Source organism: Desulfothermus naphthae, assembly GCF_054657475.1.
Genome location: NZ_BAAHYQ010000002.1, coordinates 149,184 through 174,333 on the forward strand (window position 1 = coordinate 149,184; position 25,150 = coordinate 174,333).

24 protein-coding genes and 1 tRNA gene are annotated in these 25,150 nt (G+C 34.2%); 11 read left to right on the top strand and 14 right to left on the bottom strand.

Annotation, left to right across the window (positions count from 1 at the left end):
• Nucleotides 1-3 precede the first annotated feature (3 nt).
• Genes ACYQ1E_RS10190 through ACYQ1E_RS10200 form a run of 3 tightly spaced genes read right to left on the bottom strand, consistent with a single transcriptional unit; the run spans nucleotide 4 to nucleotide 1,734 of the window.
• A complete protein-coding gene (locus ACYQ1E_RS10190; RefSeq protein WP_459878907.1) occupies nucleotides 4-306 on the bottom strand; it encodes a YggT family protein in 303 nt (100 codons plus the stop codon).
• Between the two features lie 20 nt (nucleotides 307-326).
• Nucleotides 327-965 carry an HAD family hydrolase gene (locus ACYQ1E_RS10195; protein ID WP_459878909.1) on the bottom strand — a complete coding sequence of 213 codons (639 nt, stop codon included), beginning with the start codon at nucleotides 963-965 and terminating at the stop codon, nucleotides 327-329.
• Between the two features lie 7 nt (nucleotides 966-972).
• Nucleotides 973-1,734 carry a hypothetical protein gene (locus tag ACYQ1E_RS10200; protein ID WP_459878911.1) on the bottom strand — a complete coding sequence of 254 codons (762 nt, stop codon included), beginning with the start codon at nucleotides 1,732-1,734 and terminating at the stop codon, nucleotides 973-975.
• A gap of 113 nt (nucleotides 1,735-1,847) precedes the next feature.
• On the opposite strand from ACYQ1E_RS10200, the gene ACYQ1E_RS10205 reads away from it, so the two are divergent.
• Nucleotides 1,848-2,060: a twin-arginine translocase TatA/TatE family subunit gene (locus tag ACYQ1E_RS10205; protein ID WP_459878913.1), complete on the top strand. Its 213-nt coding sequence runs from the start codon at nucleotides 1,848-1,850 to the stop codon at nucleotides 2,058-2,060.
• Nucleotides 2,061-2,078: 18 nt separating this feature from the next.
• Here ACYQ1E_RS10205 and ACYQ1E_RS10210 read toward each other — a convergent pair whose 3' ends face one another.
• The 6 genes from ACYQ1E_RS10210 to ACYQ1E_RS10235 form a co-directional block, all read right to left on the bottom strand.
• Nucleotides 2,079-2,975, bottom strand: coding sequence for a hypothetical protein (locus ACYQ1E_RS10210; protein ID WP_459878915.1), 897 nt, complete (start codon nucleotides 2,973-2,975; stop codon nucleotides 2,079-2,081).
• Nucleotides 2,953-3,816 (bottom strand): hypothetical protein, encoded by an 864-nt coding sequence (locus ACYQ1E_RS10215; RefSeq protein WP_459878917.1) that lies wholly within the window; start codon nucleotides 3,814-3,816, stop codon nucleotides 2,953-2,955. The genes ACYQ1E_RS10210 and ACYQ1E_RS10215 overlap by 23 nt, the downstream gene beginning before the upstream one ends.
• Nucleotides 3,809-4,720: a tRNA (adenosine(37)-N6)-dimethylallyltransferase MiaA gene (gene miaA, locus ACYQ1E_RS10220; protein ID WP_459878919.1), complete on the bottom strand. Its 912-nt coding sequence runs from the start codon at nucleotides 4,718-4,720 to the stop codon at nucleotides 3,809-3,811. The genes ACYQ1E_RS10215 and miaA overlap by 8 nt, the downstream gene beginning before the upstream one ends.
• Before the next feature lie 69 nt (nucleotides 4,721-4,789).
• A complete protein-coding gene (gene coaD / locus ACYQ1E_RS10225) occupies nucleotides 4,790-5,284 on the bottom strand; it encodes a pantetheine-phosphate adenylyltransferase (protein WP_459878921.1) in 495 nt (164 codons plus the stop codon).
• Entirely contained in the window at nucleotides 5,260-5,832 is a 573-nt protein-coding gene (gene rsmD, locus ACYQ1E_RS10230; protein WP_459878923.1) for a 16S rRNA (guanine(966)-N(2))-methyltransferase RsmD, read from the bottom strand. The genes coaD and rsmD overlap by 25 nt, the downstream gene beginning before the upstream one ends.
• Nucleotides 5,833-5,850: 18 nt before the next feature.
• Nucleotides 5,851-6,822, bottom strand: coding sequence for a response regulator (locus ACYQ1E_RS10235; RefSeq protein ID WP_459878925.1), 972 nt, complete (start codon nucleotides 6,820-6,822; stop codon nucleotides 5,851-5,853).
• Nucleotides 6,823-6,950: 128 nt separating this feature from the next.
• Between ACYQ1E_RS10235 and ACYQ1E_RS10240 the strand changes: the two genes are divergently transcribed.
• The 9 genes from ACYQ1E_RS10240 (at nucleotide 6,951) to ACYQ1E_RS10280 (ending at nucleotide 18,594) form a co-directional block, all read left to right on the top strand.
• Nucleotides 6,951-7,655 (top strand): Smr/MutS family protein, encoded by a 705-nt coding sequence (locus ACYQ1E_RS10240; protein WP_459878927.1) that lies wholly within the window; start codon nucleotides 6,951-6,953, stop codon nucleotides 7,653-7,655.
• Nucleotides 7,656-7,688: 33 nt separating this feature from the next.
• Nucleotides 7,689-9,062: a signal recognition particle-docking protein FtsY gene (ftsY, locus tag ACYQ1E_RS10245; RefSeq protein ID WP_459878929.1), complete on the top strand. Its 1,374-nt coding sequence runs from the start codon at nucleotides 7,689-7,691 to the stop codon at nucleotides 9,060-9,062.
• A 489-nt stretch (nucleotides 9,063-9,551) separates the two neighbouring features.
• Nucleotides 9,552-11,489, top strand: a complete 1,938-nt coding sequence (locus ACYQ1E_RS10250) for an acetate--CoA ligase (RefSeq protein ID WP_459878931.1) — start codon at nucleotides 9,552-9,554, stop codon at nucleotides 11,487-11,489.
• 256 nt (nucleotides 11,490-11,745) lie between these two features.
• A complete protein-coding gene (locus ACYQ1E_RS10255) occupies nucleotides 11,746-12,597 on the top strand; it encodes a 3-hydroxyacyl-CoA dehydrogenase family protein (protein WP_459878933.1) in 852 nt (283 codons plus the stop codon).
• Between the two features lie 43 nt (nucleotides 12,598-12,640).
• On the top strand, nucleotides 12,641-14,329 hold the full coding sequence (locus ACYQ1E_RS10260) for an acyl-CoA mutase large subunit family protein (protein ID WP_459878935.1): 1,689 nt from the start codon (nucleotides 12,641-12,643) through the stop codon (nucleotides 14,327-14,329).
• A gap of 78 nt (nucleotides 14,330-14,407) precedes the next feature.
• Nucleotides 14,408-14,821 (top strand): cobalamin B12-binding domain-containing protein, encoded by a 414-nt coding sequence (locus tag ACYQ1E_RS10265; protein WP_459878937.1) that lies wholly within the window; start codon nucleotides 14,408-14,410, stop codon nucleotides 14,819-14,821.
• A 77-nt stretch (nucleotides 14,822-14,898) separates the two neighbouring features.
• Nucleotides 14,899-15,900, top strand: coding sequence for a methylmalonyl Co-A mutase-associated GTPase MeaB (gene meaB / locus ACYQ1E_RS10270; protein WP_459878939.1), 1,002 nt, complete (start codon nucleotides 14,899-14,901; stop codon nucleotides 15,898-15,900).
• Between the two features lie 41 nt (nucleotides 15,901-15,941).
• A complete protein-coding gene (locus ACYQ1E_RS10275) occupies nucleotides 15,942-17,711 on the top strand; it encodes an AMP-binding protein (protein WP_459878941.1) in 1,770 nt (589 codons plus the stop codon).
• 79 nt (nucleotides 17,712-17,790) lie between these two features.
• On the top strand, nucleotides 17,791-18,594 hold the full coding sequence (locus tag ACYQ1E_RS10280; RefSeq protein WP_459878943.1) for a Mut7-C RNAse domain-containing protein: 804 nt from the start codon (nucleotides 17,791-17,793) through the stop codon (nucleotides 18,592-18,594).
• Here the strand turns inward: ACYQ1E_RS10280 and ACYQ1E_RS10285 are convergent.
• Genes ACYQ1E_RS10285 through ACYQ1E_RS10300 form a run of 4 tightly spaced genes read right to left on the bottom strand, consistent with a single transcriptional unit; the run spans nucleotide 18,591 to nucleotide 23,309 of the window.
• Nucleotides 18,591-19,478 (bottom strand): patatin-like phospholipase family protein, encoded by an 888-nt coding sequence (locus ACYQ1E_RS10285; RefSeq protein ID WP_459878945.1) that lies wholly within the window; start codon nucleotides 19,476-19,478, stop codon nucleotides 18,591-18,593. The genes ACYQ1E_RS10280 and ACYQ1E_RS10285 overlap by 4 nt on opposite strands.
• Before the next feature lie 2 nt (nucleotides 19,479-19,480).
• Complete coding sequence (locus ACYQ1E_RS10290; RefSeq protein WP_459878947.1) at nucleotides 19,481-21,403, bottom strand: transglutaminase TgpA family protein; 1,923 nt, start codon at nucleotides 21,401-21,403, stop codon at nucleotides 19,481-19,483.
• The gene (locus tag ACYQ1E_RS10295; protein ID WP_459878949.1) at nucleotides 21,384-22,370 is read right to left on the bottom strand and encodes a DUF58 domain-containing protein; all 987 of its coding nucleotides are present in this window, start codon (nucleotides 22,368-22,370) and stop codon (nucleotides 21,384-21,386) included. The genes ACYQ1E_RS10290 and ACYQ1E_RS10295 overlap by 20 nt, the downstream gene beginning before the upstream one ends.
• 9 nt (nucleotides 22,371-22,379) lie before the next feature.
• Nucleotides 22,380-23,309, bottom strand: a complete 930-nt coding sequence (locus ACYQ1E_RS10300) for an AAA family ATPase (RefSeq protein WP_459878951.1) — start codon at nucleotides 23,307-23,309, stop codon at nucleotides 22,380-22,382.
• 381 nt (nucleotides 23,310-23,690) lie between these two features.
• Here ACYQ1E_RS10300 and ACYQ1E_RS10305 point away from each other — a divergent pair.
• Nucleotides 23,691-23,764 (top strand) — tRNA-Pro (locus ACYQ1E_RS10305).
• Nucleotides 23,765-24,010: 246 nt separating this feature from the next.
• Here the strand turns inward: ACYQ1E_RS10305 and ACYQ1E_RS10310 are convergent.
• Nucleotides 24,011-24,451 (bottom strand): hypothetical protein, encoded by a 441-nt coding sequence (locus ACYQ1E_RS10310; RefSeq protein ID WP_459878953.1) that lies wholly within the window; start codon nucleotides 24,449-24,451, stop codon nucleotides 24,011-24,013.
• Nucleotides 24,452-25,150: the final 699 nt, after the last annotated feature.

A 25,150-nucleotide genomic window follows, 5' to 3' on the forward strand; every position in this document is an offset into this window, starting at 1 on the left:
AATTTATGCCAGATACATGGCCAATTGATATAGTGTTTGAACAAGAAAGATTTTTAAAAACTCAATTGCCAGCAACACAACAATTGGAGATAAATCAAATCCACTTATATACACAAAAGGTATCCATTTTCTCACCCTGTAAAAAACAGGTTCTGTAATAGAATAGATAAACCTAACTATTGGATTATAAGGATCAGGTCTCACCCAACTAAGAAGGGCAGAAATAATCACTATCCAAAAATAAATTGATAGCACACTATTTACAACAAAGGCAAGGGCTTTAAGAAGATTGGCAATAATGAACATATTGACCTCCTAAAATAGTTTTATTTTAAAGACTCAACCACTTCTTTGTAATTATAAATATTTGCAATAGAATCTAATTTATCGTTTTTATATGATATAAATTCAATAGGTACACTTCTAGCTGTCTTTTCATCTACTCTGGAATCCCCGATAAAGACTACTTCACGGGGATCTAAATTCCACTTTTTTAAAATATAAAATATACTTTCTGGATGGGGCTTTGGATTTTTTACTGTATCTGCTGTAACTACTGGATCAAAAAAAGGTTTCAAATGAAAATTTTCCAATATAATGGGCATAGTATTTGTTCTATTTGTATTAATAGCACATTTTTTTTTCATTTTTTTTAATATTATCAAAAAATCTATAAGTCCTTCTTCTAATTTAATTAGATCTATAACAGCTATGTATGAAATTTTTTTCCCTATTTCCAGTGCTTCTGGCAATAATTGTTCGGGAACAATGTATTTTATTGATTCATATACTGTATGGGAATGGACATAGTCTTCTTGATTTTTGTCCATTTCTGGAAGACCAAGTTCTTTTAAAATAAGGTTATAAAACTTTATATTGGCGTCTTTTGAATTTATTATGACTCCGTCACAATCAAAAATAACTCCTTTTTTATTTAAAAAAAAGGTCTTGTAATCTAATTTCATAATCTAACTATCCTTTTATAAATTCAACTTTATACTTTTTATTTAACCAAGTAAATTTTTCATGGGGCTTTTTTTTGAATATAAAACAATAACCATAATCATTTGCTTGATATATATCTTTATTATCCTCAACTAATGAGAATTTTATACCAAAATCGACCCACATCTCATATAGATCTTGCACATTAGTAATTAAAATCTCCTCTTTATCCATTATTAAAAAAAACCAAGGTAGTAATTTTTCGTAGGGTAGTAAAGTACTTATCTGCGAGAGAAGATGAGATCTTTTTGATTTGGCTTTAACATTATCTATGACTAAACTATCTCCAATTGTTTCTTTTAATTTTTGCAAATTTTCTTCAATCTCAGAATCAATTTTCTGAAGTTCTAACATTTTTTCTTCCATAGTCCATAGAAGGAGGAGGGTTAATTGGGCTACTAAATAATAATCTGTCTCTTGAGCATTTTTTTTGTCTTTTTTTATTAGACCTTTTAATGCGCTTGGCTTTTCTGTATCTATATTAAATAGTTGCATTATAAAGTGGTGTTTGATTTCTTTGGGATTCTCAAAAAAATCTCCATAGGTCAAAAAATCCCTGAGGTATTGGTTTGCCTCCTTGGTATTTAAGGGAAATTCTTTTGGTTTATAATAAAAGGAGGATTCTGGAGATTTTATATGAGGTATTCCTGGATCAATTAAAGTAACATGTTTTAAAATTTTTGGATCCATGAGTTCAATATGGAGTGTTGGAAAAAATATTTTTTTCATTGTTTCTACTCTTAATTGTTTTGCTTTAAAAACTTAACTTGCCACATGAAGAAAATAGTATTATCTTCATTTTTCATTAAAAGCAAATGCAAAATTTAAGAGGAGGTTCCTTTATGTTTGGTATTGGCATGACTGAACTTTTAGTTCTTTTATTAATCGCATTGGTGATCTTTGGAGCCAATAAATTACCAGAAATTGGCGCTGGCCTTGGTAAGGCCATAAAAAATTTTAAAAAGGCAGCTACTGAGCCAGATGAAATCGATATAAGCACTACAAAAAAGAAAATATCCAATCAATCCAAGGAAGATAATGGAGCTAGTGACTAATAATTGTAATTAAACCGTTTATTGGGGTGGGAGAACCTGCATGTTAAATTCCATCCCCCTTTCCCCTAGATAATTATTCAAAAATGTTGTAACAAGCTTCGGTTTTATTGTAACTATCTCCCATTTTCCAAAAATGCCCTGAGGGAGAAAGGTTATTGAGATCAATTGAACCCTTTCAAGAAGCTCTTTTTTTGCCTTTAATCTCTTTTTAAAGATTTTAAATCCTGTAAGCGTCACCCATGGACCTGCTGACAAAACTATTTTTGAAAAAAATTTATTTTTTATCTCTGGCAGATTAAAGTAATTGCTCCACAAAGCCTCCAATAAGTCTCCTAAACTGTTCTTTGTTGCTGCCCAATAATGATCCTTATACGATAAAGTACCTGTATATAATGTGTCTTTTATTTTTTTTATATACAACTTTATTTCAGAGGAATTATTGTGAACAGAGACCCCTGAAAGTTGTAATAAACTATCTAAAAATTCAAGATCAGGTTGTTGTAAATCCTCAGTTTCCAGATGAACAAGTACTTTTTTGGGATTAAAATACAATCCAAGATTTTTCAGTTTGTTTTTTAAAGATATAATATCAACATTAACATTTAATATTAATGATGTTGAATTTTGATTTTTTTCCTCATGTTCTTTATAACTTAAGATATATTTCATGGATGAATTCTCAAATAATTGCTTCAAAATATCAATTTTCTGCTGATCAAGTTCATATGGTAGTATTTTTGTGGCTGCGATTACTAATGCTTTAGTCAATATTTTGTTTCGCATGGTTGCATTTAAATTAAATTGTGAAGATGTACAATTTTGTTCTTCTATTCTTATAGATTGCCCAACTAAAATTGAACATGTAAATAATATAAACACAACTGTAAAAATTTTAATTTTCAATACTAAATTCATTGACTTCATCCTGAATAAATTGAGAATATCGCTTTTTTAAAATTACTAGTCTTCCTTTTTTTAGTAATTGAATCACAGCATCAAGTTTTAGATAGAAATCACTATTTTCATCCAATACCAGTGAATGTTCATCCTCATTGTAAATAGAATCAGCATGGAGGAAAAGTGGATGTGAGCCTACTCTGTGATTTACTTGATTATTTAATTCAATTAAATAAAGGGCCATGCCTTTGTTTATTAAGATATCGTAGTCCATTACTTTTGGACTAAAGAGAAGCTCACCATTTTTTGAATAAATATAAATGAATAAAGAAGGTTTAAATTGATTTGTAGATACTTCTATTACAACTCCTGTATATCCTTTGATATAATCTTGTTTTTTTATAAAAAATACATCAGGTTCTTTTAATATCAATGATATTGGTAATGCTTGCTTTATTAATGGTCCTAAAAGTTTTAGGCCCATAATCAACCTGTAGGAATTTGGTGAAGTTTTTATCATATAACTATTTGAAGAAGCGTTTATCAATTCCCACAATAACTTATTTCCATTTTTATTTAATATTTTTCTTAATTGCATTCCTTTTTTAAGTTCAAGATTTAGAGTAGCATTATAGAGTTTATTCATTAAATAGATTTTTTGTCTTTTTGAATTAATATAATCGGGATCTAGTTCACTGGATGTTCCATTTAGTTCTGTATATAATGTATAGTTAGTCCAGTTGATCCATAGAGAATTATCTCCCCATGTTTCTATCCAGTCACTCTTACCACCACATAGACCGATTGATAATTCTACGAAAACTAGCAAAAAGGTAAAAAAGATAAATATCTTATTCATTTAAAAAGCTCTCTATTTCATAAATGGCTTTATCCAGTTCTTTATATTCATACCAGTTGATATCATTTTCTTTTTTAAACCAGGTCATTTGACGTTTAGCATATTTTTTGGTGTTTTTTAACCATTTATATTTTGCCTCTTCAAGGGAACACTTTCCTTGGATATAGTCTAAAAGTTCTCTACAACCAATTGATGTCCACACAGGAGCATTGACATCTGGATTTTTTTCCCATGCCTTTGCTACTTCCTCAACTCCTCCTTTTTCAAGCATTTTATTGATTCTAGATTCTAATCTGGCTATCAACTCTTCCTTTGGATAAAAAATACCTATCTTTAAATAGTTATACCTGGGTTCATCTTTGGGATAGTTTTTGTGATACCATGTTAAATTTTTTTTTGTAAATCTGTAAACTTCTAATGCCCTGGTTATTCTCTGTTTATCCATTGGATGAATTTTTTTAGAATATTCTGGATCTATTTTTTTTAATTTTTCATATGAGGCAAGAGCACCATCTCTTAAATATTCCCTAATAACTTGTTCCCTGATGTTTTGGGGTATGTGGGGGATAGGAGCAAGGCCAAATAACAGGGCTTTTAAATATAGTCCTGTGCCCCCAATTAATATAGGGATATTCCCTCTATCAGATATCTCTTTTATTTTTTTATCTGCATAGTCTGCAAATTCTCCAGCACTAAGCTTTTTAACTGGTTCTAGAAAACCATAGAGATGATGTCTACAGAGCTTTTTTTCTTGTTCATCTGGCTGGGCAGTTATAATGGGAAATCCCTTGTAGATTTGTCTTGAATCAAAGTTTACTATTTCACCCCCAAATTTTTTTGCCAAAGCAAGTCCAAATTCATTTTTTCCAGTTCCAGTGGCTCCAACAATGCACAAAATTTTCATATGATTTTTGCATAAATCCATATAATTAATTATATTAAGCCAAAAAAGGTCACAATATGTGCTTTTTGTTTATAGATTGAATTTTTCTTTTAATTTGAGCCACACAGGTTCAGGCACGAGTCCCTGGACATCACCACCTGCATTTACTGTTTCTTTTATAATTGATGAACTGGTGTATAACCATTTATAATCAGTCATCATAAATAGTGTGTGCACATCCCTTTTTAATCGTCTATTCATAAGTGCCATTTGAAATTCGTATTCAAAATCAGAAATTGCCCTAAGTCCCCTTAAAATCACTTTTGCTCCTTTTTTTTCTACATAGTCTACTAAGAGGCCACTAAATGATTCTACGATTACACGTGGTTTGTTCTCAAATACTGTCTTGGCCATTTCAAGTCTCTCTTCTAAGGAAAAAAGTGGGGTCTTAGGAGTGTCTATAGCAATTGCTAAGACCACTGTATCAAAGATGTCTAAGGCCCTTCTAACAATACTAATATGACCATTTGTCAAGGGATCAAAGGTGCCTGGATAAATAGCTATGGATTTGTTGTTTTTGTCCATATCACTATCCTCGTTTGTCCATATTCTCTATTTATAATTAAATTTGCCCCTAAAATTTCTTTCTTTATATCTAAATCTCTTTCTACTTCAGATACAATAAAGCCATTTTCTACGATCCAGTTATTTTTTATTAATTTTTTAATAACAGGTATGGCAATGCCTTTTTTGTATGGGGGATCTATAAAGCAGAGGTGAAACTTTTCTGTTGCATATCTTTTTAAAAATTTATGTACATCCTGTGCAATTACACGAAAACGATCTTTTTCAATTCTAAAATTCTCTAAATTTATTTTTAGATACTTTATTGCATCTTGATTGTTTTCAACAAAATATACAATCTTTGAGCCTCTGCTTAGACATTCAAATCCAAGGGATCCTGTTCCTGCAAAGAGATCCAAGACCTTAGAACCCTCAAATTCCATTCCTCTGGCAACCAACATAGAAAATATGGCCTGACGGACCTTATATGTGGCAGGTCTGTATCCTTCAATGCCTTTTTTTGGAGTCTTTAATTTCCTTCCCCTATACTCTCCACTGATAATTCTCATAATATAAAGTTCTGCCTTTTAGGCATATCCAATTTCTGGTCCAAATTTACTAAAAGTGCACCTTATTAATTCATCTTTTAAAGGTTCTTCATTCCTCTTTTTTGCTAACCACTCTTTTACATATGCAAATATATCGTCTTTCTTGATCATATCTCCAACAATTTCTATTGAAATTCCTCTATGAACTATTTTTAAATCTTGAGTAATGCCCATTTTTTTTAGCTCTGAGAAGAATGATTTGTATTCTCTTTTCAATCTTTTATCAAGACCCTTAAGTGAGTCATAGTTTGCATCTGGGATAAAAACCACATATATATTATTATCTAATTTGCTGATTCGTCTTAAATTATTATCTAATTTGCTGATCCGATCATAGTTTCTTAAATTATTTTTCAAGTACAGAAGAAATTTTTTTTCTATCCATCTCTGCCAGTCTTTTCCAAAATTAAGTAAGATATCCTCTAAGTTATTTATAGTGATAAGTAATAGGGAGAAATTTTTGGTGTGTCTGGAAATCCTGTTTATTTCATTCTCTAACACTCCATAAAAACCTTCAGGAGTAAGGGTGTTTGTATTATTGTTAATTGATAACTTTTGAAAAAGATTCTGAATTTGAGTTATATGATAAAATCCTCGTTTCGTCCTCCAGATTAATTCTGGTTCATAAAATGGATATAACAAAAAGTCATCAACTGCTAAATTAGAACTAAATACTTCATCCCTTGCATCTTCGTCTCCATACAGGATAATATATTTTTTTGAAACCACATAATCGTTTTCCTTACTACGTAAAAATTTTACAAATTCCAACCCTCCCATATTGGTTTCATAAATAGGTGCGATGATTACATCCACATGGGTCTTATCCAATATGGTAATTCCCTGGAGATGGCTTTGGGCTACAATTATTGTAATTTCCATGTTATCTAAAGACTGTCTCACAGTACGAGATAACTCCATGTCGTTGGAAATAAATAACACCTTTTTCATAACGACCATTTCTCTCTTCTTAATTAAAATTTTTGTGATATTAATCAAATTTTTCAGAATTTACAAGGTAAGTTTTTTAGGTTATTATTTTTGTGTTTTTTAAGATAATCAAGATAGGAGCCAGGAACATGATTGTAAAAGATCTAAAAGAGATTTCCAAACACTTAAAGATTAATAAGATTAATAAAGAATACAATGAAAAAAAAATAAGGTCAAATCCAAGGAATGTTTTATCTGAATCTGTAGATACAGAAAAACACAGTGATGAGGAGCTTTTTTACAGGGCAATGGAAGGGGTTTGTCCTCTGAGTGGAGGGCGTGGCAGGGAAGTGGTAGCTGTAAAACATCAGGTATCTGGTATTAAGCCACGAAAAAAAAATTCACCAAAAGACAAATATCTGGAAAAATTTCTTAATGGAGATATTGAATTTGAACTTGAATTTACAGATGAATATATTCAGGGGAATGTAAAAGGGTTAGATCCCAGAATTTTTAGAAAATTAAAGGCAGGATCCTTTAGTCCTGAGTCTCATCTAGATCTCCATGGATTAAACAGTGAGGATGCCTATTTTAATCTTATTTCATTTGTCAAAAAAAATTATTTAGAAGGAAAGAGATGTTTATTAGTTATTCCTGGCAGGGGCAAAAATTCCCCATTGGGAAAGAGCATTTTAAAAGAAAATTTGCAGTGTTGGATCACACGAGACCCCTTAAAAAGGGTAGTACTTGCCTTTTGTTCTGCTATCCCAAAACATGGGGGAGCAGGAGCAGTTTACATTTTACTCAGAAAATACAAAAAATATAGAGGAAAAATTTTCTGGGAAAGATATTGATCTAAATAAAAATTTTTAAGGAGACATAATAATATGGGCTTTTTTTCTAAAATCAAAAAAATTTGGAAAGGAAAGGGCAAAGAAGAAATAAAAGAAATATCTGAAGAAAAAAAGGTTCCTGTTGACACTGAGGAAGTTGAAGATGACTTAGTTGAAAAAAAAGAAGAAACAACCTTTAAGGAGGTCAAAAAACAAGAGAAGGATAAAGATAAAGATTGGGAGAAAGAACTTAAATTAGCCTTACAACAGGCTGAACCACGACTCAGTGTGTGGTTGAATATACTTTTAAAAGACGTTGAAAAAGCAGATGATCTTTTGTGGCAGAGGCTTATGTTTTTATTTGAAAATTTAGAAGTGCCCGTTAATGAAGCTGAGGATTTTATAAACAGGTTTAAAAATTGGTTACATGAGATGGAGTATTCCTCGATCTTTGAATTTAGGTCTGAGCTCCAATATCGTCTGGCTCTTGCTCTGGATTTAGAAGATGAGGAAGATGAGCAGAGCAGGTTGTTTTTAAAACTATCTGAAGGCCTTGCCAAGACAAAGGAGCAATTCACAAGAAAGATAGACATACTTCTTCAAAAATCTTCTGAATTTGGCGATGAATTCTGGGAAGAGTTAGAAGAAATTTTGATTATGGCAGATGTTGGGTTTAATACTACAATAAAACTAGTTGATAGATTAAGAGTCAAGGTGAGGGAAAATAATGTAAAATCTCCCGAAGAATTTAAGACATTATTTAAAAATCAACTTGCTGAAATCCTTCCTAAGCCCAAAAAAAGGATAAAACCAATTGCCCCTGAAGTTGTGTTAATGCTTGGAGTAAATGGTGTGGGAAAAACCACTACTATTGCAAAATTGGCCCATAGGGCACAGATGCAGGGACAAAAGGTCTTGCTTGCAGCTGCAGATACCTTTAGAGCAGCTGCAATTGAACAGCTTGAGATCTGGTCAAAGAGGGTTGGAACAGGGTTTTATGCAAAGGAATCTGGTTCAGACCCTGCTGCAGTTGCATATGAGGCGCTAAATAAGGCGAGAAAAGAAGGATATGATTTGATATTTGTGGATACTGCAGGTAGATTACACACAAAAGTGAATTTAATGGAAGAGCTAAAAAAGATTAAAAGGGTGTTAAATAAGCAGCATCCAGGCTCACCACACAGGACCATTTTAGTCTTAGATGCCACTACAGGTCAAAATGCCATTTCCCAAGTAAAAATGTTTAATGAGGGAGTAGGAGTTGATGAGATAATATTGACTAAATTGGATGGTACTGCAAAAGGAGGAGTTATTCTAGGCATTTCAGTGGAATTTGATATTCCAATTACCTTTGTTGGCTTAGGTGAAAAAATGGAAGATCTCAGACCATTTGACCCTGTTAAGTTCGCAGAGGCCCTTTTAGGTTGATTTTATGGATGTAATTCATAAACCTACCGAGAATTGCTGAGATAAGACATAGAAAATGATAATAATTTAGTGACCTGCTTGAATTTTTTTGTTGTTAATTTTAAGTGCAAGTAAATTTGCCAGTCAAAATAGCAAATCCCAACATACTTTAATTATTTAAAGAATATATATAATTATAAGGAATACTTCCTCTTAATATCATTAATCTTTTCCTGAACTAAACATAATTGTATAACTACCTATAATATTTTTTTTAGGTAGTTGATTAGTTTTTGGAAGGTAACCACACAAACCCAAAAGCTTTTTTGTCAAGATTTATTATGAGAATTTATGCGCTTGCGCTTATAAAAAGTGAAATAAAAGTGAAATTAGAAATTTATCTTTGACTTAATTTTTATCTGTAGTATATTCTTTCATGGTCATGAATTTTAATCCAGCAAATTAAGGTAGTAAGTTTTTTTGATTTTTTTATTTTTAAGGAGGGGGAAAATGAGCAAGCTTTTTTTGAGAGATTATAAGGAAATGTGGGAATACGCAAAGAACGATCCTGAAGGGTTCTGGAATGAGGCAGCTGTGTGGTCTATGAACAATATTCACTGGTTTAAACCATGGGAAAAGACTTTTGTTTGGGAATATCCTACATTCAGATGGTTTGTTGGTGGAACCACGAACATATGTTACAATTGTTTAGATTTTAAGATTTTGAAAGGATATGGGGATAAGCCTGCCTTTATTGAAGTTAGTGGAGAGCGTGGAGAAGATAGGGTCCTCACATACAAGGAGCTTCTTCAATTGGTAGAAAAATATGCAGCAGCTATGAGAGGTGTAGGCGTAGAAAAGGGCGACAGGGTAATGTTGTATATGCCTATGTCAGCAGATGCTGCAGCTGCTATGCTTGCCTGTGCCAGGATTGGCGCTATACATGTAGCTGTTTTTGCAGGTTTTTCTTCAAAGGCAATTGCAGACAGGATTGATTTAACTAAACCAAAAATAGCCCTTGTTCAGGATATTGGATCTAGGGCAGGAAAGAAGGTTCCTCTAAAAGAGATATTTGATAAAGGTCTTGATATAGCTGAATATAAGATCAAAACAGTGGCTGTATTCTCAAAAGGTGGCTATAAAGTTGGGGAATATAGTGTTAATATGGAGAAAGGTAGAGACCTTACCTGGGAAGAGTTTTTAGATGCTGGAGAAGGACAGGATGGTGGATATGTAGAACTTGAGGCCAATGAACCCCTTTTTATCCTCCCAACATCAGGTACAACTAAAAAACCAAAACCAACTGTACAAAGACACGGCGGGTATCAAATCTATATTTATTGTATGGGGCAGTGGATATATGGTAGAAAACCTGAAGACGTGTGGTTCTGTACCTCAGATATAGGGTGGATTGTTGGACATAGTTATAATGTCTATGAACCACTGCTGGGGGGATGTACATCCATCCTCTATGAGGGAACTCCTAATTATCCTGAAAAAGATATGTGGTGGGCTATTATTGAAAAATACAAGGCTACTGGTTGGTGGATATCACCAACAGGTGCAAGGGCCCTTTTGATGTTAGGAATTGAACAGGCTGAAAAACACGACCTCTCTTCTTTAGAGAGGGTGTTTAGTGCTGGAGAGGTGTTAAATCCTCCTGTCTGGGAATGGCTCCAGAAAAAGGTATTTAAAGATAGAATACCTGTAATTGACCACATGTGGCAGACAGAATCATCAGGTCCACTTTTTGCGAATCCTTATGGACTTCAACTATTTCCAATAAAACCAGGATCTGCAACACTTCCTGTTCCTGGTATTGTTCCAGATGTGGTGGATGAACTTACAGGCAGGAGCCTTTTGCCAGGTGAAAAGGGTACAATAATAATCAAAAAACCATGGCCTGGTTTAACTGCTACTTTGTGGGAAAATCCTGAACAATATAAAGAGGAATATTGGGAAAATACCCTGGCTACCACAGGTTCCTATTATTGTGGTGATGCTGCAACATTAGACAAAGACGGATATGTTTGGTTCTCTGGTCGTGCAGATGAGGTTATAAAGATTTCAGATCACAGAATAGGAACAATTGAAGTTGAAAGTGCCCTTGTTAATCATCCGGCTGTTGGTGAAGCTGCAGTTGTAGGCGTACCCGATGAGCTAAGGGGACAAGTCTGTCTTGGACTGGTTGTGCTTAAATCTGGATATGAACCTTCAGAAGAGTTGGAAAAAGAGCTTATCACCCATGTAAGAAATTCACTTGGTCCAATAGTGGTATTTAAAGGAATTGAATTTGTGGAGATGCTCCCAAAGACTAGGAGTGGTAAGATTATGAGAAGGGTACTTAAAAAAGTATGGAGCAATGAAGATATTGGTGATATTTCTACAATAGAAGAAGAAGCATCTGTTGAAGAAGTAAAAGAGGCCCTTGCTAAATTAGGGAAATAAATAAAAAGGGCTACTATATAAGCTGACTTTTTTAGTTTAATAGTTTAATGTTTAATAAAGTCAATATTTTAATATGTATTATTTATTGTCAATCTATTTTAAAATTGTATTGACAGAAAAAGAATCTTTAATATAACACAGAATAGCACAATGAGTTGCAATAACAAAAAAAATTATAAAAAGACAATTGGTCTTTTGGATGGGCAAGAATAGTTGTGGTGAAAAATTATTTTTAAAGTTTAAAGGGAGGTAAATGATGGAAGTAAAAAAAATAATGGTAGTTGGTGCAGGTCAAATGGGCAATGGTATAGCTCAGGTTGCTGCTCAGGCAGGATACGATGTTGTATTAAATGACATAACCATGGAGCTGGCTGAAAAGGGGTTAAATAATATAAAGAAAATCTTAAGTAAAAATGTGTCTAAGGGAAAGATCAGCGAGGATGAGAAAGAGAAGATTTTATCCAGAATTACCTTATCAGACAAACTTGACCCTGCGAAAGAATGCGATCTTATTATTGAAGCAGTTATTGAGAATATGGATATTAAGGCCAAGGTATTTTCAGAATTGGATAACCTTGCCCCAGAGCATGCAATTTTAGCATCAAATACATCTTCTCTCCCAATTACTCAAATAGCATCATGTACAAAGAGGCCTGAAAAGGTAATTGGGATGCACTTTATGAATCCTGTGCCAGTTATGAAGTTGGTAGAGATAATAAATGGTTTAGAAACAGCACGTGAAGTAACAGAAACTATAAAACAAGTTGCTGAAAAAATGGGAAAGGTTCCTGTTGAGTGTAAGGATGTTCCAGGTTTTGTTTCAAATAGAATACTTCTGGTTATGATAAATGAGGCCATATGGGAACTTTATGAAGGCGTGGCCACGAGAGAGGGTATTGACACCATCATGAAGCTTGGCATGAATCATCCAATGGGACCTTTGGCATTGGCAGACTTAATTGGTCTTGATACAGTCCTTGCCATATTAAACGTATTGTTAGAAGGTTATGGTGATCCAAAATACAGACCATGTCCCTTACTTAAATCTTATGTAGCTGCTGGTAGATTGGGAAGAAAGACAGGGAAGGGCTTTTATGAATATGATTAAATATTTTTAAGTAGTTACAAAAGATTTTTTAGGAGAGGTTTTTATGTTAAAATATTTTGCAGAAGAACTTTTAAATAAATGTTCTTCTTTGAGAAAAAAATGGGAAGATGAAGTAAAAAAATTAATTGCAAAAAGACCTGAAAGAAAGGAAAGATTTTCTACTGTATCTGACCATGAGATAAAAAGATTATATACACCTGAGGATATAAAGGATTTGGATTTTGAAAAAGATTTAGGTTTTCCTGGTCAATATCCCTACACAAGGGGAATTCATCATACTGGATATAGGGGTAGGATCTGGACTTATAGGATGTTTTCAGGTCTTGGCACTGCCAAAGATACCAATGAAAGGTGGCATTTACTTTTAAAGGAAGGACAAACCGGTCTTAGCACTGCTTTTGATTTCCCCACTCTTATGGGATATGATTCAGACAGCCCAAGATCCGCTGGAGAAGTTGGAAAATGTGGTGTTGCAATAGATACCTTAGAAGACTTTCTTGTACTAGTTGAGGGGATCCCCCTTGGGGAAGTGACCACTTCTATGACCATAAATCCACCGGCCACTGTTATGTGGTCTATGTATATTGCCTGTGCCAAAAAGCAGGGTGTTCCTCTGGATAAAATTGGTGGGACAATACAAAATGACATGTTAAAGGAGTTTATCGCGCAAAAGACCTTTATGCTTCCCCCTGAGCCATCAATGAAATTAATCAGTGATACTATTGAATTTGGGACTAGGTATGTACCTAAGTGGAATACAATATCCATTTCAGGTTATCACATAAGGGAAGCAGGATCCACCGCTGTCCAGGAGCTGGCTTTTACTTTAAGGGATGGAATGGAATATGTAGAGCACGCTATGAAGACCAAGAAATTAGAACCAGATGAATTTGCGCCACGACTTTCATTTTTCTTTAATTCTCATATAGATTTCTTTGAAGAGATTTGCAAGATGAGGGCTGCGAGAAAGATATGGGCCCATGTTATGAGGTATAGGTATAAGGCCAAAAATCCAAGGTCCTGGTGGATGAGATTTCATACACAAACAGCTGGATGTTCTTTAACTGCTCAACAGCCTTATAACAATGTAGTGAGGACAGCGGTAGAGGCACTAGCAGCAGTACTTGGTGGAACTCAATCCCTACATACGAATTCTCTGGATGAGGTGTATTGTTTGCCAACAGAACATGCAGTGCAAATAGCTCTAAGGACCCAGCAAATAATTGCTGAAGAAACAGGGGTTGCCAATACAATTGATCCACTGGCAGGTTCTTATTTTGTAGAAAAATTGACAAAAGAGATGGAAGAGGCAGCATGGGAATATATTGAAAAAATAGATAATATGGGTGGTATGCTGGCTGCTATTGAACAGGGATATCCCCAAATGGAGATAGCAAATGCAGCATATAAATTTCAGCAACAGGTGGAAAATGGTGAAAAAGTGATTGTGGGAGTTAATAAATATGTTACTGAGGAGCTGCAGGAAATACCTATTTTAGAAATAGATGAAAGGGTTGAAAAAGAGCAGTTAAAACGGCTTGCAGAGGTCAAGAGGAGAAGGGATAATAAGGCTGTAAAAAAGGCCCTGGATAATCTTAAGAATGCCTGTAAAAAGGATGAGAATGTGATGCCCTATTGTATAGAAGCCGTTGAGGCCTTGGCCACAGAACAGGAAATATGTGATGTTTATAGAGAAGTATATGGAGTCTATAAAGATCCTGGATTTTTTTAAAAAAAATAAAATTAGGGGACGTGTGGGTTATAAAGTGATTGCCCATAAAGTCTTTAAATTTCAAGGAGAGTAGGCAGAATGGCAAAGAGAAAATTGCGTGTAATGGTAGCTAAGCCAGGGTTGGATGGACATGACAGGGGGGCGAGGATCCTGGCGAGATTTTTTAGGGATTCTGGGTATGAAGTAATTTACACTGGCTGTCACCAGACTCCAGAGCAAATAGTGGAAGCTGCTTTACAGGAAGATGTGGATGTGGTTGGTCTTAGCTGTCTTTCTGGGGCACATAAAGAACTTTTTCCAAAGGTTGTTGAGTTACTTAAAGAAAAAGGTGCAGATGATATTGTTGTTATAGGTGGTGGTATTATACCTAAGCAGGATTTTCAATATTTATATGACCATGGAATTAAAGCTGTTTTCACTCCAGGTACACCCCTGGAAGATATAAAAAAATGGATAGATGAAAATGTAAAAATTAGGGACGAGATTTTGTAATAAGATGTATTTAACAATTGTAGGGGTTACAAGTTTAAAATAATTTAGAGGCATCTAAGTTTTCTAAGGTAGGTTACATGGATCAGCAAAAATTAGAACAAATATTGAGACGGATAAGGGAAGGTGATGTCAGGGTTGTTTCTCGCCTTATCAGAAATTTAGAAGATAGCATACCAGAAGCCAAAGAGGTCATTAAATACATATATCCCTATACTGGAAAGGCTCATGTGATAGGCATAACAGGGGCGCCAGGGGCCGGGAAATCTACAATAACTGACTTTTTGATAGGTTCATACAGAAAACAGGGTAAAAGTGTTGGTGTATTAGCTGTTGACCCTACATCTCCATTTAGTGGGGGTGCATTACTGGGTGATAGGGTGAGGATGCAGGATCATGCTGGTGATGACGGTGTTTTTATCAGGAGCTTGGCCACAAGAGGTGCTTTAGGAGGGCTTTCAGCTGCAGTAGAAGACGCAATTCATGTATTGGATGTAATGGGAAAGGATATAATCATAGTGGAAACTGTTGGTACAGGGCAATCGGAAGTTGATATTATGAATAATGCTCATACAATTGTAGTTGTTTTAACTCCTGGCATGGGTGATGATGTGCAGACCATTAAGGCTGGTATTATGGAAATAGCAGATATTTTTGTGATTAATAAGGGCGATCACCCCAACGCAGCTAAACTTTATTTGGATCTTCTCCGTACTCTAGATATGATGCAGGAATTTCCAGGGGGATGGAAACCTCCAATCGTAAAATTGGAGTCCACTGCTAATCCAGATAAATTTGCAAAACAGGTAGATGAGTTAAGGCAAAAAATAGATGAACACTTAAAATTCCTGGAAGATAAAAAAATTATTGAACAAAGAGAATTAAGGAAGGCCAAAGTTCAACTTTTAAATGCAATAGAATCTCAAATCCTAGTTCCAATTATTAATACCTTGGAAAAAAATGGTTTGATGGAACAAATGGTGGAAAAAATAGCAAAAAAACAGGTAAGTGCTTATGAGCTTGTTGAAGAAATTAAGAATTCTTTTTTAAAGCAAAATTTAGATGGAGATTGTAAGCAATGATTATGTTTGTTAAATGCTAAAAAAGGAAAAGAGGGGGAGTTATGACAATAGAGGATTATTTTAAAAGGGTGATGGGAATTAACCAAATGGAGGATTTAGAGGCAAGGGATAAAGCAGCCAAAGCATTTTTTGATGAATTGAACAGGGCAAATTTGCCAGAATATTTTAATTGGGCTGAGGAAATATTTGAGGGAATGCATGTAAAGGAGAGAGGGGATCAGGTTGCACTTCTCTGGGTTAATCTTGAAAATGGAGAGGACAAAAGGTTTACATATAAGGATTTTGCAGCAAAGGGGAATAAAATATTAAATTTTCTCAGAAATAAGGGTGTTAATCAGGGCGATAATATGTATATGATGATTCCAATCGTTCCAGAGACCTGGTTTGCCTCCTTTGCGTGTTTAAAGGGAGGGCTGGTGATTGTCCCAACAGCAACCACCATGACTGCCAGGGAACTGGAATTCAGGTTTGAGACCTACCCCCCTGATGTAATTGTTGCTGATGAGTCCCTGGCTGCAATAATGGACCAGACCTTAAAGGCAACTGGAAAGGAGCCAAAGGTTAAGCTGGTACTTGGTCAAAGAGATGGTTGGATATCTTATAGTGAAGTTGAGAAGGAATCTGATCAAGCTGAAGGTGCAAAGATAAAAAAAGATGATATTTTGTTTTGTTTTTTTACTTCAGGTACTACTGGATTACCAAAGAGGGTAGGACATTCAGCTACTTCATATCCTCTTGGACATCTATCAACTGCTGTAATAATAGGTGTTGCACCTGGAGATATTCATCATAATTTGTCTGCTCCTGGATGGGCCAAGTGGGCATGGAGCAGTTTTTTTGCTCCCTTAAATGTTGGGGCCACTGCTACAGGATTTTTCTTTAATGCTTTGGACGGCGACAAATATCTTGAGGCTATTTCAAAATACAAGGTCAATGTCTTTTGTGCGCCTCCAACTGCTTGGAGGATGTTTATTAATCTGGACTTGGATAAATTTGATTTTTCTGCCCTGAGGTATTCAGTAAGTGCTGGTGAACCATTAAATCCAGAAGTAATTGTTCAATGGAAAAAAAGTACAAATAATGAAATTAGAGATTTTTACGGCCAAACAGAGTCAACAGCTATGATTGGAAATGCTCCCTGGATGGAAGGTAAGATGAGGTTTGGCTCCTTTGGAAGACCTTCTTATATGTATGATATTGTCCTTGTGGACGATGATGGCAATGAGATTACAAAACCTGATAATATAGGTCATATATGTGTGAGACTGAAAAATTGGAGGGCTATTGGTCTGTTTACTGAATATATTGGTAATCCAGATAAAATGAAAGAAGTTTTTGTTGGTGATTATTATTATACTGGCGATAGGGCATATTTTGATGAGGACGATTACTGGTGGTTTGTTGGAAGGGCAGATGATGTTATTAAATCATCTGACTACCGTGTAGGACCATTTGAAGTTGAAAGTGCCCTGGTTGAGCATCCAGCAGTTGCAGAGGCTGCAGTTGTAGGCTCTCCAGATCCCCATAGATATCAATTGGTAAAGGCATTTGTGATATTAAATAAGGGTTATACGCCATCAAAGGAGTTGGCTTTAGAACTCTTTAAACACACTATTGATGTGCTTGCAAAATTTAAAATACCGAGAATAATCCAGTTTGTTGAGGAGCTACCCAAGACTATTAGTGGAAAGATCAGGAGGATTGAACTTAGGGAACAGGAAATCAAGAAAAAAGAGCAGGGTATAGAGAGAGGCGAAAATGAGTATTTTTACTGGGATTTTCCAGAACTGAGCTCTAGAAAGAAAAAATAAATTAGAGAGGGGGCTTAAAGGTCCCCATTTTTTTTTCACTACAATAAAAAATATTAACCATTTCTAATTTTTCCCTCAAATGATCCAGCAAAATTCCTCTTTAGATGCAATTTATATTACTTTTATTGGATGGTTAAAACATATCTTAAGGTGTAAAAAAAGGTATGTATTAGATTGTAATGATAATGCAAAAAAAATTATTTATCCATTGAATAGAAGGGCTTCCATAAAAGATATAATTGAGTCTTTAGGTATTCCTCACACTGAAATAGGACTTATTGAAGTGAACAATCAAAAGGTAAATTTTTCACATCTTCCAAAAAAACAAACACATTTTAAAATTTATCCCCATAAAATTCCGATAGAAAGGAATAATTATCTATTTAATGAACCAATTAAAGAGTTTCGTTTTCTCGTTGATGCAAATGTAGGGAAATTGGCCAAGTTTTTGAGAATGCTTGGATTTGACTGCTTTTTTGACTGGAAGATTTCTGATGAAGAAATCGCTGAAATAGCTTTTTTTGAAAAGAGAATTGTTCTTTCAAAAGATATCCAACTCCTTAAGCGCAAGAAAATATTGTGGGGAAAATTGATACAGGCAAACTCTGCAATAGACCAATTAAAAGAAACAATTACTTTTTTTGGATTAAACATAAATACCAGGGCCTTCACAAGGTGTCTTGTTTGCAATAACAAATTAATTCCTGTTGATAAAAGAGCAATCATGGATAGATTAGAACCAAAAACAAAGAAATACTACAATCAATTCTCACTGTGTCCTGTATGTGACAAGGTCTATTGGTCAGGGTCCCATGTGGAAAAGATGAAAGAGTTATTAAAAAGCCTTGGTCTATCTTTAAATAATGAGTTTATCTCATATTAAAAAAAACGTTTAAAAATTCCCATTCTTTTTCGAAGTTTATGTACAAGTTCTTTTCCTGCTTTTCTGCCAATTTCTATAAGTTTATCAATATGGTGAAATTCATTCCACTGAATGTCACCAATATCTGGAATTATGGAAATATCCGCATCTTTTATCATTTCACATGTTAAATAATACATGTTTATCTCTTCAGCTCTGATTAAAAGTTCCACAGCATTTTCAACGTCCTGGATCGGTTTTAGTTTAGGAGGGACTGCTACAGCAATGGTGATTGTGTCATCTCTGAGTTTGGCATATTTTACAGGAACAGGGCATGCAATAGCTCCATCACTTAACAGACGATTATTTATTTCAACAGGAGGAAAAAAGCCTGGAACTGACGCACTTGCCATCACAGATCTTTTAAGGTCTCCAATACATAAAGGAATATCTCTTCCATATCTAAGGTCAGTACCAACAACAACTAGAGGGATTTTACATTGGTCAAATGTCTCAGTTCTTATTAAGAAATCTATAACTTTTTCAAACTTTTTAATATCAAATATGCTCAATTTTGTCTGGGCCAGGGTAAGTGCAATTGTTCCCTTGACTTTTGAATATATTTGATCCCAGAAACTCGGCTGTCTATCACCCCTTTTTTCCAGATTCAAAAATCCCACATCTTCATATAAGTCGCTCTTTATAAATTCTCTGAATCTAGTTTCCACCTCAAAGGGGTCTTTTTTCTCGCAATACATAGCACCAATTATAGCTCCTATACTGGTGCCTGCAATTATATCCACATCTATATTATTTTCTTCAAAGACCTGTAAAATTCCTATATGGACAAGCCCTCTAGCTCCGCCTTCTCCCAGGGCAAGACCAATTTTTTTTTGAGAAAACATAGTTAAATATCCTTGATTAATTTCTTATAGGTTCCTATGTCTTCTTTCCTATGTTCATTTATATATCTTATTTTTATATATAATTCAATTACAAGCAAAGCCTTACTTACCCATAAATCATGCCTGTCCTCCAACATATCCTTTATTTCAAGAGGTCCATATGTAGGATCCACTTTAATCCCTCTTTTGTTTAATTTCTTAAGAAAAATCAAAAAATAATCATAAATAGATTCTTTTTTTGATCTGGAAAAAATAAAAAAAATACATGTAAGTACCGCTATAACCGCTAATCCTATTAAAAATGCTAAAATATACCAGAACTTTTCCTTTAGATGAGATCCCAGTCTATTAAAAAGAGATATTTGTTTTTTATAAGAATAATCTACTATCCATATTCTGTACTTATAATTGATATAATCCCAGGCTGAAATAACATGTCTAAAAATTAAAGGTAGTTTGGTGTTAGAAATATAGGCTCTTTGGAGCTCATCCATGGATTTATCTATGTTTTCCTTAGAAATAAAATCAACAGGATCTATCCTCACCCAACCCTTATTTTCACTCACAAATGCCTCAACCCAGGCATGGGCTTGCGATTGCCTTACAATCAAATAATCCCCCAGAGGGTTTAACTCCCCACCTCTATAACCTGTAACTACTCTTGCTGGAATATGTGCATATCTTAACATGTAGGTTAAAGCAACGGCAAAGTGTCCACAAAATCCTTTTTTTGATTCAAAGACAAAATAGTCTATAGGGTTATGAATAGGCCATGTTGGTGGATTTAATGTATATAAAAAGTCCTTTGAAAAAATCATTGTTATTTGCTTGATAAGCCCTTCTATGTTTGAAATTTTTTTTAACATAGATTTTACTAGGTCTTGTGTCTTTGGATTTTCTGACAATTCCACTTCAAGACATCTATCCAACTCCTTAGGAGTGGATGTGTGTAATACATAGTCTGCAATATGGTTTAATCTATACCCTACTAGTGAAGTTAATTGTTTTTTAGTCAAATAAAAATAACCTTCATACATTAGAAGACCTGAAATTTCAGGGCGAGTATTTGTCATTTCTAAAAAAGGAAGAAATTTTGAACCTGGCTCTAAAAAAATCTTATAATTATTTACTGAATTTGAAAGTCCCTTTAAGGGAATTTTATCTATTTTTACCCTGACTATTTTGGCAATACCATGTTTTAATTTTTCCTGTACTCCACATCTAAAATATAAATTGTCTATTTTTTCAGGTATATTATCAAATTTAACCCTAAATGCTACTTTATTTGACAACACCAGACGAGAAATAGCACCTGGAGCTACCTCTTCAGATAAACCAGATATGTTAATGTGTTTTTTTGAAAAACCCAAAAAAGCATGAGGTAACCTGGGAAAAAAGATAAATAAAAAAACTATCATAGGTATTGAAAACATGAGCATTAAAGTACATTCTTTTAAAAAAGGCCTCCAATTTAAGATATATTTATTGGTTAGTGTAAAAAGGACTAAAAAAAGTAGAAATACATATATTAAAATATAAATAAAGACCCATAACTCCTGTTCATACAGACAGGTTGCAACTGGCAAAAAAGAAGTCAAAAAGACCAGAATATATAAATCCCTTTTACTATACAATTCACAGGACTTTAATCCTAGCATAAGGGATAAAAAAGATACGAAAAAATCAAGGGATACAAATTCAGGGGTGTATATCAAAAATAGAAATATAAATATCAAACAAAGTAATACTTTTTTTAAAAACTCAGACGTCAATTTTGGGTATTTTAAAGAAATATACCCTAAAAATAGGAAACAAAAAAAGGCAATACTAATATTTTTACCCAGGAGAAAAGACAAAGGAAGATAGCTATACAAAAGAATTAGCAGGGCAATTACTCTGGTTTTATTATTTCTTATTTTCTCCATTAGTCTTTATTTCAGGATATGTTGCTAAGGCCTTTAAACATTTTTGTTTATGTTCCTCTCCACCCTTTGGTCCAAATGTTAAATTGTCTAATCTAAGACCGTAACAGGCCCCTATTTTAGCTGCCTCCAATATCTGGTAGCATAAAATTCCCAGGGCTTTTTCAAGATCATGATAGGGGAAATAGTTGTTTAAATCCAGCCAGATGATATGAGTTCCTTCTCCGCCATAAAATACCTTTTTGATTAATCTGTTGTTTTTTGCATATGCTTTCCAGTATATCTTAGAACTAGGGTCTGTTGGTTGGTATTCATCAAGGGACATGAACTCTTCTACTCCGAGCCCGGATTCTCCATCCATAACCATTGTATCTTTTTTATTTTTTTTATTTAGCTCTGGCGAGAAGACAGGTTTTGGATAGACAAAGGCCTGATTTGAAAATCTTTGCACTGTCCAGCATCTAAATATTCCAAAGGGATAATATGATAAAATAATGAACTTTGGAGCATAAATGATCCCTCTTGATTTTGTTTTAACCTTGTATTTTACCACCTTATTAGAATGGGAATGGAGTATAAATTCTCTTTTATAGTCTTTTGTTTTTATTTCTAAGTATCTTACTTTTCCTTTATTTTCTTGAATATAGAGAAAAAACTCGCAAAATTCCCCTGCAAAACAATCTTTTCCATTACCTGAAGGGGAGATTTTTAAATCATATAATTGAAAAAATGTATAGATCATAGAGACCAAAGAAAAAGAGATAAGAGCAAAACACAAAATAAGGACCAGATTATTTCTGTAATTTAAGCCAATTAAAAACATTATACTCAATAGGACAAACCAGATAAGACCAAATTTTGAGGGGAAAATATAGATATTTTTGTGGGTCAAAATAATTGGAGTATCCTGGGGGTCAGGACCTTCTAATATATTTTTAACTATCTCTGGCTTGAGTGTGAATTTTTTCAAGAATAGACCTCAAGGTATTGGAATTGTTTTAAGCATTTTGTCTATTATATAAAAAGGATCCTGGGCTTCATAAGATTTTAACCTGTGATTGCCCACCCAAACAATCATTTCCTTGACATCTTCTGGAAGCACAAAATTCCGTCCATGTATAAATGCCCATGCTCTTACTGCACAAAGGAGCATAAAGGATGCCCGTGTTGAAAGACCATATTTAAATTGATTTGAATTTCTGGTATATTCAACAATTTCTGCTATGTAATCAATAATTGCATCTGAGACTACTACTTCCCCTAGCTTATTTTGCATACTTAAGATTTGCTCCCTGGTGACTATTGGGGTTAGAGAATTTAATTTGTCATCTATATTACCCCATTTTAAGAGGGTTTTTTCCGCATTTTTTGAGGGAAAACCAAGGCTTATTTTTAGCATAAATCTGTCAATCTGGGACTCAGGCAAGGGGTATGTGCCTGCCTGTTCTTTAGGATTCTGGGTTGCGACCACAAAAAATGGTTCAGGTAGAACATGTGTGTTGCCTTCAATGGTTACCTGTCTTTCGGCCATTGCTTCCAGTAGCCCACTTTGGGTTTTTGGAGTGGCTCTATTTATTTCATCAATTAACACAATATTAGAAAATATCGGCCCTTGATGAAAAAAGAATCTTCTTTTTTGAACATCAAAAATGTACGATCCCAGGATATCTCCAGGTAGCAGGTCATTAGTGCACTGAATACGTTTAAATTCCAGACCAAGCAATTTAGACATTACTTTGACAAGGGTAGTTTTTCCTGTGCCAGGGACATCCTCTATTAAGAGATGTCCTTTTGCCAAAAAGCAGGTGAGTGCAAGTTTTATCTGTTTTTCCTTATCCAGGATGATATTTTTAATCTCATCTATAAGGGATTGAACTATTTTAAAATATTCCATTAAATCTTTTCCCATTTTTTTGCTCCAGGAATATCTACGGGGAAAATTTAAGCTGTTGGTCTTTGAACTATTTCATTTTCCAGTATCCAAAATAGCTATTTATCTATTTTTATCTCTATTGTTGTATTCCCAACATGAGTTTTTTTTTGCCTTTATTTTCGTTTAGCACTTCATGAATTAGACTTTTTAACATTAGGTGCTTTTTAACTATCTTATTTTACCACCTTTTGTAAACACATGATTCCCATATATGTTATGTGAAAAAAGTCATGGAAGAAGGTAAAGTTAGATTGATTTGGTTTTCTATTATGATTTAATTTATCCCTGAAAAAGAATCGTTGAGTATGATTTTAGGTTCTTGACAAAAAAGGGGTAAAAAGATATTTTTCTTTTTATCGGGATGTGGCGCAGTCTGGGAGCGCACTTGAATGGGGTTCAAGGGGCCGTGGGTTCAAATCCCACCATCCCGATTTTATGGGGCAATTGACGAATTGTCCCTTTGATTTGGTAATGCCCCCAAAAGTCAAAACAAATTTTTAAGAAAGTAAGAAAGAATTAATCAAGTTAAATTTTATATAGTTTACTTTTTTCGCTGAGGGCCTTGACAATCTTTTTCTAAACTAGTGACGAGATGATCCTGGATTACACTGAAGAAAAAGTAACTTTATGCTTTTGTCTTTAAAAACGTGAAAAAAATTTACGTTTTTTAGAGGAGCTTAAATCATTGCAAGTTCTTGAGTAATGAGGGTTAAGCCTTGATGGATGAGGAGATAGGACTTTTCAATATTAGATGGTTGTAATGCACTATGTTCTAAGTCCTTTTTAAAACACGTTGAAATTATGGGATTTTTAAAAAAATTGTTAGCACAAATTGTAGCCCAAAGCCATTTCCAGCCAAATTTAGTAACCGCATAAAATGATTTACCTTTTGCCTTTTTGACGATCTTTCTAGAGATTAATTTTTTCAATTCATAGCGAATTTGAGAAGAATTTCGGAAGTAGTTGGATAGAGCATTCTTAAGTTCACAAGTTTTAAATCCAAAAGAGGAGTATTTGGTTTTACGCAATTCTTTGAGGAGAGCAAGTTGTCTGTCTTTTCTTAGGTCAGGAGCAGGGACATTATGGTTAAGGTGGTCAAGAACAGGTTTTGAAAACATGTTGGTTCAATCTCACATAATGAGGAGAGATCAACGTCAGCACAACAATTGAGGAATTTGTTATTGGCATCAAGACCTTTCCATAAATAGGCCTGTAGATAGAGAACAGGTTTTTTAAGCCCCAGCGATTTAGGGTTGTTAATGGTGGTTCCTGCCCCCAGTGCCCCACCAATAATATGAGGTATTTAACTAGACTAACCAGTGTAATATCAATAAGTTCTTTAAAAGACAGAATGTCAAGGCGATTGGCAGGCGGGTCAGTGAAAATGGGCATAATGCCATTAGATCGTTTAACAAAGCCCATAGATTTAAGGAAAGAAGCAACGCCTCCTTCTTAGAAGAGGTCTAAAATGTAACCGCGAAGGATAACACGATCAAAAGATGTGTAGGAAAACTTGATATTTTTGAAAATTGAGCAAGGAAGTTGTTGTTAACAGGTAATTTTCCTCCTTATGGAGTGTGTGCTAATCACCTATTTAGGAAATTACCTGTGAGATTCAATTTTTTTTTCAGGCAAAGTTATGGGACTTATCAATAAACTAAGAAATTCATAACACAAATCAACATGCAGTTTTCGGAACTTTAGTTTGCTAATTTAATACTTTCTGAGGTTGCAAAAAATTTAATTTGAGTTTAGAGCAGGATTTAAGAAGGGTATATAAGGTGAATTTCAATATGATATAGCGTCAAAGGTGATAT

Bases quoted from the DNA above. Each gene is read 5' to 3' on its own strand.
- ACYQ1E_RS10265 (WP_459878937.1), top strand. From the start codon at position 14,408: ATGGCAAAGAGAAAATTGCGTGTAATGGTAGCTAAGCCAGGGTTGGAT.
- coaD (WP_459878921.1), bottom strand. From the start codon at position 5,284: ATGGACAAAAACAACAAATCCATAGCTATTTATCCAGGCACCTTTGAT.
- ACYQ1E_RS10215 (WP_459878917.1), bottom strand. From the start codon at position 3,816: ATGAATAAGATATTTATCTTTTTTACCTTTTTGCTAGTTTTCGTAGAA.
- ACYQ1E_RS10210 (WP_459878915.1), bottom strand. From the start codon at position 2,975: ATGAATTTAGTATTGAAAATTAAAATTTTTACAGTTGTGTTTATATTA.
- ACYQ1E_RS10240 (WP_459878927.1), top strand. From the start codon at position 6,951: ATGATTGTAAAAGATCTAAAAGAGATTTCCAAACACTTAAAGATTAAT.
- ACYQ1E_RS10290 (WP_459878947.1), bottom strand. From the start codon at position 21,403: ATGGAGAAAATAAGAAATAATAAAACCAGAGTAATTGCCCTGCTAATT.
- ACYQ1E_RS10280 (WP_459878943.1), top strand. From the start codon at position 17,791: ATGATCCAGCAAAATTCCTCTTTAGATGCAATTTATATTACTTTTATT.
- ACYQ1E_RS10200 (WP_459878911.1), bottom strand. From the start codon at position 1,734: ATGAAAAAAATATTTTTTCCAACACTCCATATTGAACTCATGGATCCA.
- ACYQ1E_RS10190 (WP_459878907.1), bottom strand. From the start codon at position 306: ATGTTCATTATTGCCAATCTTCTTAAAGCCCTTGCCTTTGTTGTAAAT.
- ftsY (WP_459878929.1), top strand. From the start codon at position 7,689: ATGGGCTTTTTTTCTAAAATCAAAAAAATTTGGAAAGGAAAGGGCAAA.
- ACYQ1E_RS10235 (WP_459878925.1), bottom strand. From the start codon at position 6,822: ATGAAAAAGGTGTTATTTATTTCCAACGACATGGAGTTATCTCGTACT.
- ACYQ1E_RS10260 (WP_459878935.1), top strand. From the start codon at position 12,641: ATGTTAAAATATTTTGCAGAAGAACTTTTAAATAAATGTTCTTCTTTG.
- miaA (WP_459878919.1), bottom strand. From the start codon at position 4,720: ATGAAAATTTTGTGCATTGTTGGAGCCACTGGAACTGGAAAAAATGAA.
- ACYQ1E_RS10250 (WP_459878931.1), top strand. From the start codon at position 9,552: ATGAGCAAGCTTTTTTTGAGAGATTATAAGGAAATGTGGGAATACGCA.
- ACYQ1E_RS10300 (WP_459878951.1), bottom strand. From the start codon at position 23,309: ATGGGAAAAGATTTAATGGAATATTTTAAAATAGTTCAATCCCTTATA.
- ACYQ1E_RS10205 (WP_459878913.1), top strand. From the start codon at position 1,848: ATGTTTGGTATTGGCATGACTGAACTTTTAGTTCTTTTATTAATCGCA.
- ACYQ1E_RS10255 (WP_459878933.1), top strand. From the start codon at position 11,746: ATGGAAGTAAAAAAAATAATGGTAGTTGGTGCAGGTCAAATGGGCAAT.
- rsmD (WP_459878923.1), bottom strand. From the start codon at position 5,832: ATGAGAATTATCAGTGGAGAGTATAGGGGAAGGAAATTAAAGACTCCA.
- ACYQ1E_RS10275 (WP_459878941.1), top strand. From the start codon at position 15,942: ATGACAATAGAGGATTATTTTAAAAGGGTGATGGGAATTAACCAAATG.
- ACYQ1E_RS10195 (WP_459878909.1), bottom strand. From the start codon at position 965: ATGAAATTAGATTACAAGACCTTTTTTTTAAATAAAAAAGGAGTTATT.
- ACYQ1E_RS10310 (WP_459878953.1), bottom strand. From the start codon at position 24,451: ATGTTTTCAAAACCTGTTCTTGACCACCTTAACCATAATGTCCCTGCT.
- meaB (WP_459878939.1), top strand. From the start codon at position 14,899: ATGGATCAGCAAAAATTAGAACAAATATTGAGACGGATAAGGGAAGGT.
- ACYQ1E_RS10285 (WP_459878945.1), bottom strand. From the start codon at position 19,478: ATGTTTTCTCAAAAAAAAATTGGTCTTGCCCTGGGAGAAGGCGGAGCT.